The 15,557-nt window shown below is 39.8% G+C and carries 12 protein-coding genes and 1 pseudogene; 2 read left to right on the top strand and 11 right to left on the bottom strand.

Annotated elements, in window-relative coordinates:
• Window positions 1-271, top strand: a pseudogene (locus BLR11_RS07880) (hypothetical protein); the annotation flags it as partial.
• 148 nt (window positions 272-419) lie between these two features.
• A complete protein-coding gene (locus BLR11_RS07885) occupies window positions 420-1,955 on the top strand; it encodes a hypothetical protein (protein WP_091650401.1) in 1,536 nt (511 codons plus the stop codon).
• A gap of 5 nt (window positions 1,956-1,960) precedes the next feature.
• Here the strand turns inward: BLR11_RS07885 and BLR11_RS07890 are convergent, their stop codons facing one another.
• From BLR11_RS07890 to BLR11_RS07940, 11 genes are all read right to left on the bottom strand, one after another.
• Window positions 1,961-2,902 carry a glycosyltransferase family 2 protein gene (locus tag BLR11_RS07890; protein ID WP_091650545.1) on the bottom strand — a complete coding sequence of 314 codons (942 nt, stop codon included), beginning with the start codon at window positions 2,900-2,902 and terminating at the stop codon, window positions 1,961-1,963.
• 16 nt (window positions 2,903-2,918) lie between these two features.
• Window positions 2,919-4,835, bottom strand: a complete 1,917-nt coding sequence (locus tag BLR11_RS07895) for a DUF7657 domain-containing protein (protein WP_091650403.1) — start codon at window positions 4,833-4,835, stop codon at window positions 2,919-2,921.
• Window positions 4,836-4,903: 68 nt separating this feature from the next.
• The gene (locus tag BLR11_RS07900; RefSeq protein ID WP_091650406.1) at window positions 4,904-5,854 is read right to left on the bottom strand and encodes a glycosyltransferase family 2 protein; all 951 of its coding nucleotides are present in this window, start codon (window positions 5,852-5,854) and stop codon (window positions 4,904-4,906) included.
• Between the two features lie 21 nt (window positions 5,855-5,875).
• The gene (locus tag BLR11_RS07905; RefSeq protein ID WP_091650408.1) at window positions 5,876-6,274 is read right to left on the bottom strand and encodes a GtrA family protein; all 399 of its coding nucleotides are present in this window, start codon (window positions 6,272-6,274) and stop codon (window positions 5,876-5,878) included.
• A complete protein-coding gene (locus BLR11_RS07910) occupies window positions 6,264-7,208 on the bottom strand; it encodes an NAD-dependent epimerase/dehydratase family protein (RefSeq protein WP_091650410.1) in 945 nt (314 codons plus the stop codon). Before BLR11_RS07910 ends, BLR11_RS07905 begins: the two co-directional genes overlap by 11 nt.
• Before the next feature lie 62 nt (window positions 7,209-7,270).
• On the bottom strand, window positions 7,271-9,073 hold the full coding sequence (locus BLR11_RS07915; RefSeq protein WP_091650412.1) for a thiamine pyrophosphate-binding protein: 1,803 nt from the start codon (window positions 9,071-9,073) through the stop codon (window positions 7,271-7,273).
• 95 nt (window positions 9,074-9,168) lie between these two features.
• Window positions 9,169-10,776, bottom strand: coding sequence for an aldolase catalytic domain-containing protein (locus tag BLR11_RS07920; protein ID WP_091650415.1), 1,608 nt, complete (start codon window positions 10,774-10,776; stop codon window positions 9,169-9,171).
• 14 nt (window positions 10,777-10,790) lie between these two features.
• Window positions 10,791-12,122, bottom strand: a complete 1,332-nt coding sequence (rfbH, locus tag BLR11_RS07925; RefSeq protein ID WP_218118750.1) for a lipopolysaccharide biosynthesis protein RfbH — start codon at window positions 12,120-12,122, stop codon at window positions 10,791-10,793.
• Between the two features lie 11 nt (window positions 12,123-12,133).
• Window positions 12,134-13,225 carry a CDP-glucose 4,6-dehydratase gene (gene rfbG / locus BLR11_RS07930; RefSeq protein ID WP_091650418.1) on the bottom strand — a complete coding sequence of 364 codons (1,092 nt, stop codon included), beginning with the start codon at window positions 13,223-13,225 and terminating at the stop codon, window positions 12,134-12,136.
• Window positions 13,210-13,983, bottom strand: coding sequence for a glucose-1-phosphate cytidylyltransferase (rfbF, locus tag BLR11_RS07935; protein ID WP_091650421.1), 774 nt, complete (start codon window positions 13,981-13,983; stop codon window positions 13,210-13,212). The genes rfbG and rfbF overlap by 16 nt, the downstream gene beginning before the upstream one ends.
• Window positions 13,984-14,031: 48 nt before the next feature.
• Entirely contained in the window at window positions 14,032-15,555 is a 1,524-nt protein-coding gene (locus BLR11_RS07940; RefSeq protein WP_091650424.1) for an NAD(P)/FAD-dependent oxidoreductase, read from the bottom strand.
• Between the last annotated feature and the right edge of the window lie 2 nt (window positions 15,556-15,557).

Genomic DNA, 15,557 nt, shown 5'->3' on the forward strand with positions numbered 1-15,557 from the left:
GCGTCATTGGAGTCGGACAGGAGGGACTGCGATGGTGAAAGTGATTACGGCCATACGAAACAAGGAATTAGATCAGGCGTTTGCCGACTGGACCAAGGGGTTTACCGCTCCAGTCAGCCGTACTTTCCGTGGGACGATGAGACGAGTCATGCGAAAGATTCCCTTTCAAACGCATGTAGGGATTCATCACGGACGCATTTGCAATAATGGCCCGTCCAGCAGTGCCATAGGGAAGTTAGCTAACAGTTTCTCAACACCTGCATTTTTATAAAAAAACGATGTCGACGAGGCTAGCTATTATCTAGGTCAATACATTTACCGAGAACTTCTTGACACATACCTGTGCAGTGTTTTATTTGACACTGAAAAACAAATACTTATATAATGCAAGTAACAACTTGCTAAAAGAGGTGCTTTTATTGATAAACCTGAAGCCGTATACGACAGCTGCTGCCATTTTTTATCTTCTTTCTTCTATCGTTTTATTTTTTTTGACTTGGGTTCGCTGGTATTATGGAGTGCCCGCAGCGATTCTCTTACTATATGCTTCCTATCGATTCCTTTGCTCTATCCCAAAAGAAGAAACGGCGTTTTCTTCTATTTCATGGTCAAAGGAAGGGTTTATCGCTTCTATCCTCTTATGTATATTTCTCCTTTCGACCGGGCACGGCATGTTTATCGGCGGCTCGGGGTATGATATTCCTTGGCGTAACGCTATGTATTATGATTTGATACATCAATCTTGGCCTGTCCTATATGAATATTCTCAAAGTGCCTTAGTATATTATCTGACATATTGGCTTGCCCCGGCAGGTATTACGTATGTATTCGGATCAAATACGCTGTCGGCAAACATTATCTTGTTTTTGTGGACATATATAGGTCTGCGGATTTTTATTTCTCTCTTATGGAATTTTTTAAAAGCAGAAAAAAAATACTATATCTATATTACCCTTATATTTCTATTCTGGAGTGGACTCAGTACCATCGGAATGCTCATTGTATCTGCCACCGGTATTATGCCTTTTTACCTGGATGCTGATTGGGGCTGGCATACCTGGCAGTTTACCGCTATTTCGCAAAACGGGTATACCATGGGGTACATGATCCGTTCTACGTTTGATGGTTTATCTAATATCTATAACCAACTGATTCCCATAGTCTTATGTACTGTATTGTTTTTAAAATATCGCCAACCCACATACTATGCACTATTTATCGCACTGCTCCTGCCGTATTCCCCTTTTGGAGCTGTTGGCTTATGTCTCCTTGCCGGCATAGATATGGCTGGACATGGCATTTTAGCGTTTCGAGCACGCCAATTTTCTTCTTTTTTTAAGAGTCTCGTCAGTCGTTCAAATATTTTCGCTGTTATTGCCATTTTACCGATATTTTTTTTCTACTTTACAGCCAACGCGTCCTTGGATCAAACCAGCAGTTTATGGCTAGCACCTTTATCTGATTATACGGTCATACGAATCACCATATTAGGGTTATACTATATGTTCTACTTCATTATTTTCGCAGATTTATGCCATTCGCATACCACGGACTCTGTATTGCTGGGCGCTGTGCTCCTTACATTGATGATTATTCCTTTTTTTAAAATCGGACACTCCTTAGATTTTTGCTGGAATGCTTCTATCCCCGGTTTTTATATTATTATGATTTTCCTTATGCAGGAAATTCTGCGGCTATTCCGGACGCATGATAGAAGCCGCCATTTTGTGATCACAATGGTTGTCCTTTGCATTGCTGTGACAACACCGTGTCTGCAATTAACATCTCAATTCCTCAAGTGTTATGCTGCCGGTACCTATTTTGTATATGTTAACGTACCGAAATTGGAAGATACCTTAAGCAATACATCCCGAGACAGTGTTATCCATACATATGGAAATTTTATGAATCCGTACTATAAGGATACGCCTTTCTACCGTTGTATCGCAAAATAATGGAATCAACGCTGCTGCCGCAAGAGCATCCGGATAATATTCATCTGGACTTCAAAGTTCTTGCGGTTATTTTTCGCGTTTGTATCCAAAATAAGACCGCAAACAACGGACAAAAATGCCGCCAGCATAAGAACTACACTGACAACCAAAGTAGGCATGCGCGGTACTAATCCTGTTTCTATATATTCAATAAAAACAGGAATAAATAAGACAAGGGATATAAAAAACATCAAACAAGCCGCATAGCCAAAAAACTTCAGCGGTTTGTAATCCCGGTACAAGTTAAATATAGTTCCCATTACTTTGCATCCATCAGAAAAGGTATTCAGTTTACTATGACTGCCTTCCGGCCTATCCCGATAGGAGACAGGCACACTACAGATACGTAAATTTTTATCTAAGGCATGTACCGTCATTTCTGTCTCAATTTCAAAGCCTTGTGAGAGAATGGGAAAACTTTTTACAAACAAGGGACTACACGCGCGGAATCCCGTCATCCCATCTTCTATATGACAACGTTCTCCCCAAAACATATTGATACACTTACGGACTAAAATATTTCCGGCTCCATGAAGAGGACGCTTGTTTTCTTTGAAATAGGTCAAGGATAATCGATCACCAATTACCATGTCCGCTTTATTCTGCAGCACAAGTTCGCACATTTCCCCTGCACTTTCTGCCGGATAGGTATCATCCCCATCTACGATCAGATAACAATCCGCCTCTATCTCTCTGAACATGGTTCGAACTACATTTCCTTTTCCCTGACGGTATTCGTAGCGGACTATCGCACCGGCTGCCTGTGCAATCGCAGCCGTATTATCTGCCGAGTTATTATCATACACATAAATACCCGCCTGCGGCAATACTCTTTGATAATCGCGCACTACTTTTTCTATTGTCTGGCTTTCATTGTAACACGGTATTAACACTGCTATTTTATCCATATGTTTTTCCTCTGTTTTACTTATATTCAACATGATATACCGTATGCCCATTGGCTGCATACAATGGTACTAAGCCTACCGTATTATTGTGCATTACACTTAAGTCTCGGGAACTTAATACATACGATACATTCAATTTTTTTAAATCGCTGACATTTAATTTAATATTAACAATATCCGCAATAATAGAGTTTCCTTTTGGATTTTGAAATTTTGTCGGTTCTGCATTATCCAGCGTTATATTCATATGAGCATACCGGTTCAATATACTGCGTTCTTTTTCTGTAAGCTCGAACGATTCCCAACGCGGCCAATATACATATAAATTAACACTGTTGATGGTAGGTGCTCCAAACATGATAGGATAACTATTCATATAATTAATATGATCTGTATTCCATGTATCTCCATTGTCAACGATCCAATTTCCTTTATCCTGCGCTGCGATCTCCGTTATTTCTCGTGCCAGCTGCGTTCCATATACACTTTGTACGCCTCGTGCCACTGGATTCACCGCCATGCCGGATACAAGCGCTGTTAAGGCGATGAACAATACCAGACCATGCCGCAGTCGCAATATATACAAGGCTGCACAAACAGAAAACATAGATACTACCATGATCCATAATGTAAAATGTTCAGGCTTGATAACCGGCAGCACAGCCCAAAGTTCAAAAATTACAAAGGCCGCAGTCATACAAGCCGTCATTTTTTTATTGCAAACAGGCAGTTGAAACGACAATACTCGCAGCAAAATAAGTAATTGCAAAAAGTCCATGGCCGGTATCATCCTCGCCGCAGGCGAAAAAGAAAGCAGGGTTGCACGAGCCAGGAATTCGGGCCACGGATATAAAAAGTGAGTTATATATACAACAAGCAATATAATCAGGCCACCTGTAAGGCTGTCTCTAAAATGTGTTTTACAGTAATTCCAGCCAGCCAGCACGATCCCCAGCGGGGCAAAACTAATGAACGTTGCTGCCCCTGTCGGTGCATATCCCATATCCCAGCCAAACGGTGCCATATACAGCAATATATAATGAAACAGCCAGTCAAAGGAAAAACCGCCGCCCAAATCCCGGCGTTGTCCCGGATAGACGGAATTGGCAAAAGCCAGGATCGTATCCCATGATTTAAAAAAAACATGTACTATTGGAAGGGTGGCAAGACAGATAAGCGCCAGTCCCAAAAAAACATCTTTATATGTCCCATAGGTATTCTTACGATTTTTATAAATAATCCAGCCTGCCATAAACAGAAACACATAAGCAAAAGAAACCTGCCAAGCCGGATAAAAAGATACGGCATACGCCACTATACCATATGCCAACCCCACCATATATAACAGCCTTTTTTTATAAGAAGAAGTAGTAATATAACCGTTAACCGCAAGTACTCCCACCTGACCCCAAAGAAGCGTTTCTACAAAACCGTTGATACTGAACCACCATTGTACCATAGGAGAAAACACTGTTAACAGTGCATAACAAAAAGATAATTTCTTATTCTGCTGCAGAAAGAGCATGCCGAATTCATAGGAAATAAGGAACAGAAAAATAAGCCGGCCCGTCCAAAAAAAAGACAGTCCATTACCGACAGGCAAAAATAAATATCCCCATAAAAAAGGACGGAATACGGTTATCACATCCCAGCAGGGCTGTCCATAAACCAAAGCGACATCAGTTACTGCGGCTCGTGATAAATGGCTGAAATAGGAAAATCCATCAAAATACTGCGAAAATGCAAGTGGTGTAAAAACCGCCCATTCATCCAGTTGAAAATCATGATTTGTGCCCATACATGCCGTATCCATATCCGGCACTTGCAATATATGTGCATACAATCCTATGGAGGATCCATGTATTTGAAAAATAATCAATATGATCCATAAGATAATACCGATTTTCCAGCGATGCGAAAGTATTCGATTCATTATTTTCTCCCATTTATTATGTTAGTCCTACGAATACAAGGTATTACGTCATCTAGTTATATATCACATTATTTCTGTATCTCTTCATCAAAATTCAGCCTTTTTTCTTCAACAACTAACGGCCTGTGCAATATGCGAGCATTGATATTGAGAATATATTCCCCTAAAAGTCCAATAAAAAAAATTTGAACGGAACCAATAAAAAAGATGCCAATCAAAAGCGGCGCCATCCCAAAAGGAAATGCATTCCACCAGACCAATTTAGCAATCAAATATAACATTGCAATCATCATTGTCACGGCAGAAAACAAAAAACCCGTAATCGTAGCTATACGCAATCCTATTTTAGTATATGAGGTAAAACCTAACATAGCAAAGTCATATAACGTGTATAAATTATTATGCGTCTTGCCCTTCCTGCGTTTGGGCTGTACGTACGGTATTTCTTTACGTTCCGGTCCTAATTCGGCAACGATTCCGCGAAAATACGGCAGCGGATCATCGAGTGACCGCATTATATCAACAAAGCTTTTATCATAAAGACCAAATCCGGTAAAATGTTCAATTTGTTCAACAGATGCCATTTTCTTGATGGCTTTATAATAACAAGACCGCAACGCATACACCAGTGGATTTTCTTTACTGTTCACTTTAATGCCGATCACGATTTTAAAACCCTTTTCCCATTCTTTCACAAATTGGGGAAGCAACTCCACGGGATCCTGAAAATCCGCACACATCGAAATCGTACACGCTCCTGTCGTCTGACACATGCCATAAAAAGGCGAATTTGCCTGACCAAAATTTCTCGCATTAAATATGGCTTTCACTTTTTTATTTTGCCCACAAAGCAATCTTAATTTATCCCGCGTACCATCAGTAGAAAAGTTATCGATAAAAACAATTTCATAGTCATAATAGGATAAATGAGTGGAAAATTCATCGATAATAGCTTTACTTAAGGGAATTACATTTTCCACTTCATTATAGCAAGGAATCAATATACTTATTTTTTTCATTCTATTCTGTATTCCTTTCGGTTATCTGAATGTCCACCATTTATTCATCAAAAAGTTTACCGGTACCGTAATCAAAAGAGTGCATATAGGTGCCAGCAACACAGATATATGTCCCCATTCCACAAGGCCATACAATAATCCGGTTCCCAGTAAAAATGAAATACCATAAGAAATATAGGTTTTAAACAATGCCTTCAACCAAAACGCCGGCGTCTTAAAAACATATCGGCTGTTCCAATAAAAAGCATTAAATACACTCACAATCCAAGCAACAATATTGGCGATAAGATAGTGAATTCCCAAAAACACCAAGCTATAATAAACGATAAATGCAATTCCCGTATTGGAAATTCCTACTATCCCAAATTTAAGAAATTGTTTGAAATTATCTCTATCGGCGGGTTTCTGTTTACCTATCATGTCTATTCCTATTCTGCAATTTTTCTTTGTACCAATTCAACGTTTCTTTCATACCCTCTTGAAAAGAGTACTGCATCGTATACCCTAAATCATTTTTAATTGCCGTCGTATCAGCCAACAGATACTGCACCTGCCGTTCACTGTAAGGAATTTCTCCCAGCCCTAACGGCAGCGAAGGATCAATCAAATCCCGAATCGTTTTCATATAGTCTTTGAGCGGCTTTGCCTGCCCGCTTCCGATACAGTAAATTTTACCATCTACACTTTTTTCTTCACCAAGCGCGGTTAATATATTGGCAACATCTTTAGCATATACATAATCCCATATTTGTTCACCCTTTGTACAGGCAGGTTTCTGCCGGTGCAGTAATGTGCGGAGAAGATACATGATCAACGTATTCTCTCCATCATATGGACCATATACACTGAGTATTCTAGCCCATATGTGCTTCATTCCCATCTGATGAGCCAAAAGCCGGCTCATCTGTCCGGCACAAAGCTTTGCCACGCCATATCCCACTTCTGGAAATACAGGAGTTTCTTCGTTCAGAGCCCCTTCAGCCCTACCATATTCAGCCTGCGAACCTGCTCCAATAAACGTATGACAGCCACAGACTTGTGCAAGTTTCACTGCCTCCAATGTGTACTGAATGTTGGCAGTTTGCATATACACATTATTTCTATAGGCAGCTGCCGAGCCACTCCATCCTAAATGATAAAACACATCGCACGTATGCGGAATCACATCGGCAGCAAACTTTAACTCCGATAAATCAAACTCCAAAATATGAATCAGCGGATCATGCGGAAGATTTTTTTTTCGCAGAGATTTAGGATTCACGATTACATACACTTCCTGCCTCCGCAATAGGCATGATTCCAGCACTGCATGTCCGATTACTCCCGTAGCTCCTGTTACGATTAATTTAGTCATACGTTTTACATCCCTTTATAGGTATACCCAGCTAATGAAAGTCCAACAATAACAGATTATTTTTAAATAGAATCAACGTCTTTATTTTTTTCATATTCTTGTCTATCCAAAAAAGGATACATATCATCAATCGGCGGTGACACAATAGTTCCATCCGGCAATGCCTTAGAAGAAAGTTTCGGTTCAAAATTCTGTCGGCTATCCACAACAATTTCACAAAAATAAGGGCCGTCAGACTTTACTACTTGTTGTATTTTTTTAGATATGTCACTTAAAGATTCAACTTTCACATACGGAATGCCATACGCTCCGCAGATTTTTTCCATATTGGGAAAACTGATGCCATTCCCATTGCATACGCCGACTAACGGCGGTTCAAAAAAACTGCTTTGTGTCTGTCTAATAGAATGGTATCCATTATTATTGATATAAAAAATTTTTAAATTTAAATTATAATATATAACGGTTTGTAATTCTTGCAAATTCATCTGAAAACTGCCATCCCCATCGATACAAATCGTCCGTTTACTGCCATTAGCAACAGCACATCCTATGGCTGCCGGAAAACCATACCCCATAGCCGCACAGCCTGAATTGGTAAATAACCGCTGCTCTTTTTTCAGATTTGCTGCTTGGAAGGTAATCACACAGGCACTGCCATTACCGCAGATAATATCATCACCTTCTTCTAATACCTTACATAATTCTGCAATAAAAACATAGGGATTGATAGGCTTTTTTAACTTATAGTATTCCGGACGTACAGCAGGATATTTGGCATTTACATTCCGGCACCACGTCAGCCAGCGGGTATGACTATCATTTTGCTTGAAGTTCGCTTTAAGCAAATCGACTATCACATCTTTAACATCTGCATGAACTGGCAAATCCGGCTGCACTGTCGGCTTATGCAGTTCCGCATCATCAATATCAACAATGATTTTATAAGCATTTTCAGCAAAATGCTTATAGTTATAACTAATTTGGCGTATATTAAGGCGACATCCTAAAACTAGCAATACGTCACTATTTTCAACAATAAAATTACCGCCACGGGTGCCTACGGTCCCAGGCCGGCCACAAAACAACGGATGTGCATCCCAAAGCGTATCATGTGCATTCCAAGCGGTAACAACCGGAAGCTGAAGTTTATTAATCAATTCGATAAATTCCGAATGTGCTTTTCCCAAGCGGATACCCGTACCTGCTAAAATAACAGGACGTTTTGCCGTTTCCAGTTTTTCAATAATTTCAGCAGTAAATGCGGTATCATATATGGAATCTTCCGGCATATCCAATTCTTCAGGATCAAATCCCTGCAACTCATTTGTATCTATAATGGCCGCTTGTATATCAAGCGGTACATCAAGCCATACCGGACCGCCTCTGCCATGGGTTGCTAAATATAACATTTTTTCTAAATGATAACGTATTTCATTAGCATCGGTAATCATGTGAGCATACTTAGTCATAGGTTTTACAGATGCTGTAATGTCATATTCCTGATCTCCTAATTGCCGAAGCGGAATCTCTGTGATCCATGTGGTCGTTTCTCTTTTAACCTGTCCCGAGATAACAAACATAGGAATAGAATCGAGCCAGCCTCCTAATACTCCGGTAATAGCATTGGTTCCTCCCGGTCCGCTGGTAACACATATTCCAGACAAATTTCCCGTAAGACGAGTATAGGCTTCCGCCGCTATAGCAGTCGCCTGTTCATTATGATTAAAAATACAATGCAGTCCATCTTTATGACCTAATGCGTTATTTAAATGCATAGCGCCGCCGCCAACTATCATAAAACAATCGGTAATACCATTTTCTACCATAAAGTCCGCAATATACTCCGATAATTTAACTTTCATACGCACTATCCCCTTTAAGTAGTTTTACAACATAAAAGGCAAGCCTTCTACAATATTTCTCGCTGTTATTAAATACACCGGTATCCTAGTTAATGTCAACTTTCTTTATATCGAGAGGACGTAATAAAATTTACGGTTATTTTTTCTTTTACAGATTCTAAAAAATCACTTATGTAGCCATTTAAATATCCTGATTTTTCTTTTACAAAAGTATATTCTCTGCTTGCGTTAAAATAATTGTCATTTTTTCTGGAATATCCATCAAAACCCGCTAAATTAACACATTTAACCTGCACTTTTATCATTGCCTTTAGCAACATTACCAAAGAATTATCTATAATTTCTGTATTTGTATCAATTAATGTACTGAAATTCAGCACATAGGGAAAACTTCCTTTTATTTTGGTAACATTAGAAGTTGCAATAATACCAATATCACGGCCATTGTTTACACTATTTCCCATATCATTGGCCAATTGGCTATACCGTTTGGTATTAGTCAAAAAAATATAATCAACTTCTATATCCGCAGGAACAAAATTAACAGCCATAATCAACGGTTTATTTTTCTTGATATACTTTTTTACCCTATATTTTTGTTTGTTCAAGTTATTTCCAGGTCCTAATATTACTATATGTTTTTCAGCAACTATCTGTTTCAGCCACGTCATGACAGCGGTATCATCACACTGAATGCTTTGATAATCAACATAAAGTTTCTCCGCATATGCAGCATCGTACATCAGTTTTTTACTGGGTATAATACTTTGTAGCACATCAATAATCTGTTTCACAGACAAGGTCTTTTTATCTATTAAGAAATTAATATAATTAGGATGACACTGATAGCATGCTGCTATAAAGAAGGGCATAGTATATCCCCAATACTGCTTTTGATAAATTTCCAAAATAAAAGTATCAATCGTTTCCAACATCCGAACAATATTGTATGTTATTCCATAATGATGATTCATATATGCAGCTAAAAGTTCACTAGGTGCGTTCCCTGCACTTTTCCCCATGCCATATAAAGTACCATCAACTATTAAATTTCTACTCGTATGTGAATTTAAATATGCAATGGCATTGGCATACGCCATCTGGAGATTATTATGTCCATGAAACCCTATCGCAATTTGTGGATTTAAATATGCATCCAATGTTTCAAAAATATGCAGAAGTTGAAAAGGATGCATCAGACCATATGTATCTACCATAGATGTCGCATAAGGTTCAACGGAATTTACTAATTCGGCATATTCTTTTAATTTTTCGTCTGTATATGTCGTAACTGAAACCATTTGTGCATATACAATATAGCCTAATTGCTTTAACTGTTTACAAAAATCCAAGGCTTCATACATCAAAGGTTCTTTAAAAATAACACGTATTCCATCAATAAAGACATCTGAACAATGCTGAATATGTTCTAACCTACAAGTCCCATAATCAATCATCGCCACAACAGTAGAATTTCCTTTATCCAATCCGCCAAAAATTTTATTTATTGCTTGTGTATCTGGCATAATAGTGCGGTTACAATCATACGTTCTACGATCATCCAGAAAACCAATTTCAATAACATCAATCCCAGCACTAACTAGACGCTTAAAAATTTCAACTATTTGATCGTAACCAAATTTCCAATCATTAACATATCCCCCATCACGAAGTGTACAATCCAGTAACTTCCTATTCCCCATGATAGATGCTCCTTTTACCTGATAACAGATTGTTTTATATTACGACTCATATATGCTATCTCTTCATCGGTCATTCCCGGATATATGCCAACCCAAAAAGTATCACTCATTATTCGGTCTGTTTGCTGAAGCGTACCGATTTGCCGATATTCATCCTGCTTGTTTCTCATACTGTCGAAACAAGGGTGTTTAATAAGATTTCCAGCAAAAAGCATCCGTGTTTGTATTCCATTATTTTCCAAGTAACGTACAACCTGTTCTCGATGTATATGTCCCCGGCAGGTCAGCGGAAAGCCAAACCAACTGGGGATTGAAGATGCGCACGCTTCCGGAAGAATGAATGCTTCCTGTACTGTTTCCAATGCTTGCCGCAATGTTTCAAAATTATGTCGACGCCGTGCTATAAAAAAAGGTAGTTTATCTAATTGAGCGACTCCCACAGCAGCCTGCATATCTGTTGCTTTTAAATTAAATCCAAAATGAGAATATACATATTTATGATCATAACCGATAGGCAGTTCTCCATATTTTGTATCAAATCGATGTCCACAAGCATTATCTTGTCCTGGAGCACACGAGCAGTCCCTGCCCCAATCTCTGAGAGAGCGAATAATTTTATGCAGCAGCGGATTTTTCGTATACACCGCCCCCCCTTCTCCCGTCGTCATATGGTGCGGCGGATAGAAACTGGAGGTCCCAATATCACCCACGGTCCCTGTATACATATCGATGCCGTTCAGTTTATATTGAGCACCCAAGGCATCACAATTATCTTCAATCAGCCACAGTTTATGTTTACGACAAAAAACGGTGACCGCTTTTAGATCAAACGGATTTCCCAATGTATGAGCCAGCATAACTGCCTTTGTTTTAGGAGACAGTGCCTGTTCCAGCTGCTCTGTATCAACATTGTATTGCGGAATCGTCACATCGACAAAAACCGGTACAGCTCCATATTGTATAATCGGAGTGACCGTCGTAGGAAATCCTGCGGCTACAGTGATTACCTCATCGCCACGACGGATGGCCCGTTCTTCCAGTAAGGGAGAAGTCAATGCCATAAACGCAAGCAGATTCGCTGAAGACCCGGAATTTACCAAAGAACAAAAGGGAACCTGCAGATACGCTGCCATTTTGTTCTCAAATTCAGCTGCATAGGTACCGGCAGTTAACCAGAATTCCAAAGCACTATCTACCAAATTTACCATTTCATGATAATCATAGACGCGAGAAGCATACGGGATATAATCTCCGGCATGAAAAAATTTCTGTTGGTTATGATACGTTTGACAATATTCTTTTACCAATGCCAGTATATTTTCTCGTGCTTCCTTTTCTGTTGCCATTCGCATACTCCCTACTGCCGATTCCGTATCCCGGCTTGAAAATATTCTTGTATTTGCCGTTCCATACAAGCGGCAATATCTTCTCCTGCATAATATAGCTTTGCCCATTCTACCGTTTTTTCCACAGCCATATGAATATCCCATTTAGATTGCCATTTCAATATATTTTCTATTTTCCGGCAATCGAGCCTTAAATAGGAAGCTTCATGAGCTTGCTGCTCATGATTGGTCTTCCAAGATATTGCGCCACCCCAGCTTTGACAAAAATATTCCACCAACGTTCCTGTCGTTATGTAATCTTCTTTCCCCGGTCCTACATTATAGGATCCGGCATAGTGTATATCATTATACTGTTTATAGGCAATCAGCAAATACGCTGATAACGCCTCCAGCACATGCTGATATGGGCGAATAGATGATGGATTTCTGACAACTATTGGTTCTCTCATAATCGCAGAACGGATACAGTCAGGAATAATCCTGTTTTCTGCAAAATCTGCTCCACCGATTACATTACCGGCCCGCGCAGTAGATACGGCAATACCTAACTGATCGAAAAAGCTTCGCTTATACCCATGTGTTACAATATCCGAACAGCTTTTGCTGTTAGAATACGGATCATACCCATCCAACCTATCTGTTTCCTTATATTGTTTTGTTTCTTGTTCCTGATTATCATACACTTTATCGGTCGTCACATTCAAAACAGATATAACCTCGGAATGCTGCCGTATACATTCCAGCAGGTGTATCGTCCCCATGATATTTGTATCATAGGTTGCCAACGGTTCTTCATAACTTTTTAATACTAAAGGCTGCGCTGCCAAATGAAATACTATCTGTGGTTTATAGATATCAAATACCGTGTTGAGCGCTTCATAATCCCGAACATCCCCCAAGACAGAGGTCATTTGTTCTTCTAAGCCGGAAAGACGAAATGCCTTTTCCCGTTCTGCCGTAGAAAATGGCAGTGCATACCCGATTACGCGGGCTCCGGCCATTGCCAATAGTTTGCATAGCCATAGTCCTTTAAATCCGGTATGCCCGGTTATCAGTACTCGTTTATTACGAAAAAAACGTACATACTCTACCATATTTTCCATGGTGCCCTTCCTGTTGCCCATAAGTCTTCCAGCCGATTTTTATCACGCTGTGTATCCATACATTGCCAAAATCCATCGTGATAGTACGCCATTAATTGCTTATCCCTTGCTAGTTGTTCCAACGGTTCTTGTTCAAAGGTTGTATTATCATTGCCGATATAATCAAAAATCTGCGGTTCCAAGACCATAAATCCTCCATTGATTCGGCCGGAATCGGTCATTTTTTTTTCGCGAAAATCCTTTACTGCATTATTTTCGCCTATATCGATAACACCGAAACGCTGTTCCACATTAACCGTAGTTAACGTAGCGATTTTTCCATGTGCTTCATGAAATTTCAACAATTGGCATACATCTATATCTGCAACACCATCACCATATGTAAACATAAATCTTTCATTGGGAATATACTTTTGAATTCGTTTAATACGGCCACCCGTCATCGTATCCATTCCTGTATCAACTACCGTGACCCGCCAAGGTTCCGCCGCTCTATGATGCACTAGCATTTCATTTCCATTAGTAAAATCAAAGGTGATATCCGATGTATACAAAAAATAATTAGCAAAATATTCCTTTATAATATGCTGCTTGTACCCAGCACATATAATGAAATCGTGAAACCCATATGCTGAGTAAATTTTCATTATATGCCATAAAATAGGTTGTTCTCCGATCTCAATCATCGGTTTAGGCTTTAAATGGCTTTCTTCACTGATGCGAGTCCCATATCCCCCCGCAAGAATTACAACTTTCACTGGCATCACGTCCTTTGAAGTATCAATTATAGTATGCCGCATTGTACATTATTTCACTTCTTCGTGATATTCTTCTTCCACATTGACATTCCATATATTCTCTTTGCCTGCTGCGCCATTTACGATATTCTTAACCGCTTCCATGGCGGTCAGCATGGAATGATCCATATTGTTATAGCGGTGCATCCCATTCCGGCCAATAAGGTATAAATTTGTGATAGGATCTGTAAAATTGCGGACCGTGTCCATTTCCTTATAGGTACCAAAGTAAGCAGGATATGCTTTAGGGACTCGAACAACCGTGCTGTCACATACATCTGCCGTATCGATAATACCTATTTTAGCCAATTCCCCTGCCGCAAATGCTGCAAAGTCCTTATCCTCCATATTCCAAAGTGAATCGCCTTCATTGCAGAAATACTCGAGTCCCAGCCAAACCTTGGAACAATCGGCCACCATATAGGGACTCCAATTATTAAGAATCTGCAGACGACCTATTTTCACGTCTCGTTCCTGGATGTAAATCCAATTGTCTCGAACAAGTTGTCCGTCCTTTTCCCGTATCTGCAGTCGTTTGACAAGCAGCCCCGCAGTCATGAAATCGCGATAAATCAGCCCTTCGGATACACGCCGGACATCTTTGGGTACGGTATCGCCCATAGCCCGAATCAAATTTTTGACCGGCATCGTCGATATGATATATTCTGTAGGGATATAGGCACTCCCCGTTTCCGCATCTTCTATCCAAACCCCTTTTACCTTGTTATTTTCATATTCTATCTTATCTACCCGGCAATTGAGCCGAATAATTCCGCCTTGTTCCACGATCGTATCTGCTACGGTCTGCCACATCTGTCCGGGACCATATTTAGGATACAAAAACTGTTCAATCAGCGACGTTTCGACTTCTTTTTGCCGTAAGGAATAGCTTTTATGAAAAAACTGCAAAATGGCATGCTTAACGGTTCCCATAATAGATAACCCTTTGACACGCTGCGCACCCCAGTCAGTTTCGATTTGGTTACACGGAATCCCCCAGACTTTCGCGGTATAGTCTTTAAAAAAAGTTTCATACAGTTCTTTGCCAAAACGGTTAATAAAAAAATCCTCCAGCGATCGTTCCGGTTTTATAGGGTGTACCATATATTTTAAATAGGAAAATCCAATACGCAGCATGCGCAGAATTCCCAAATTATGGATAGTTTCCCATTGAAGAGAAATCGGATATGCAAAAAACTTACGCAGGAAGAAGATACGCGACACACGATGACGTACCATCATAATACGGTCTATATCATCTGCTTCCCGCATATTTCCAAAATCATCTTCCGAACCTTCCATCGGTAAAAAATGAAGCCACCAATCAATAACTTCATCCGACTTGGAAAAAAAACGATGGCCTCCCATGTCAAGATGATTTCCCATATAACTTACGGTTTTAGCAATCCCGCCAACCATGGTATCTGCTTCCAAGACGATGGGACGGATATCGCTCTTCTGTAATAATTCATAGGCAGCAGTCAAGCCTGCCGTACCAGCCCCAATGATGACGGCTGTTTTCTTATGCTCCATTT

This window comes from Megasphaera paucivorans, assembly GCF_900103535.1.
GTDB classification, from domain to species: domain Bacteria; phylum Bacillota; class Negativicutes; order Veillonellales; family Megasphaeraceae; genus Megasphaera_A; species Megasphaera_A paucivorans.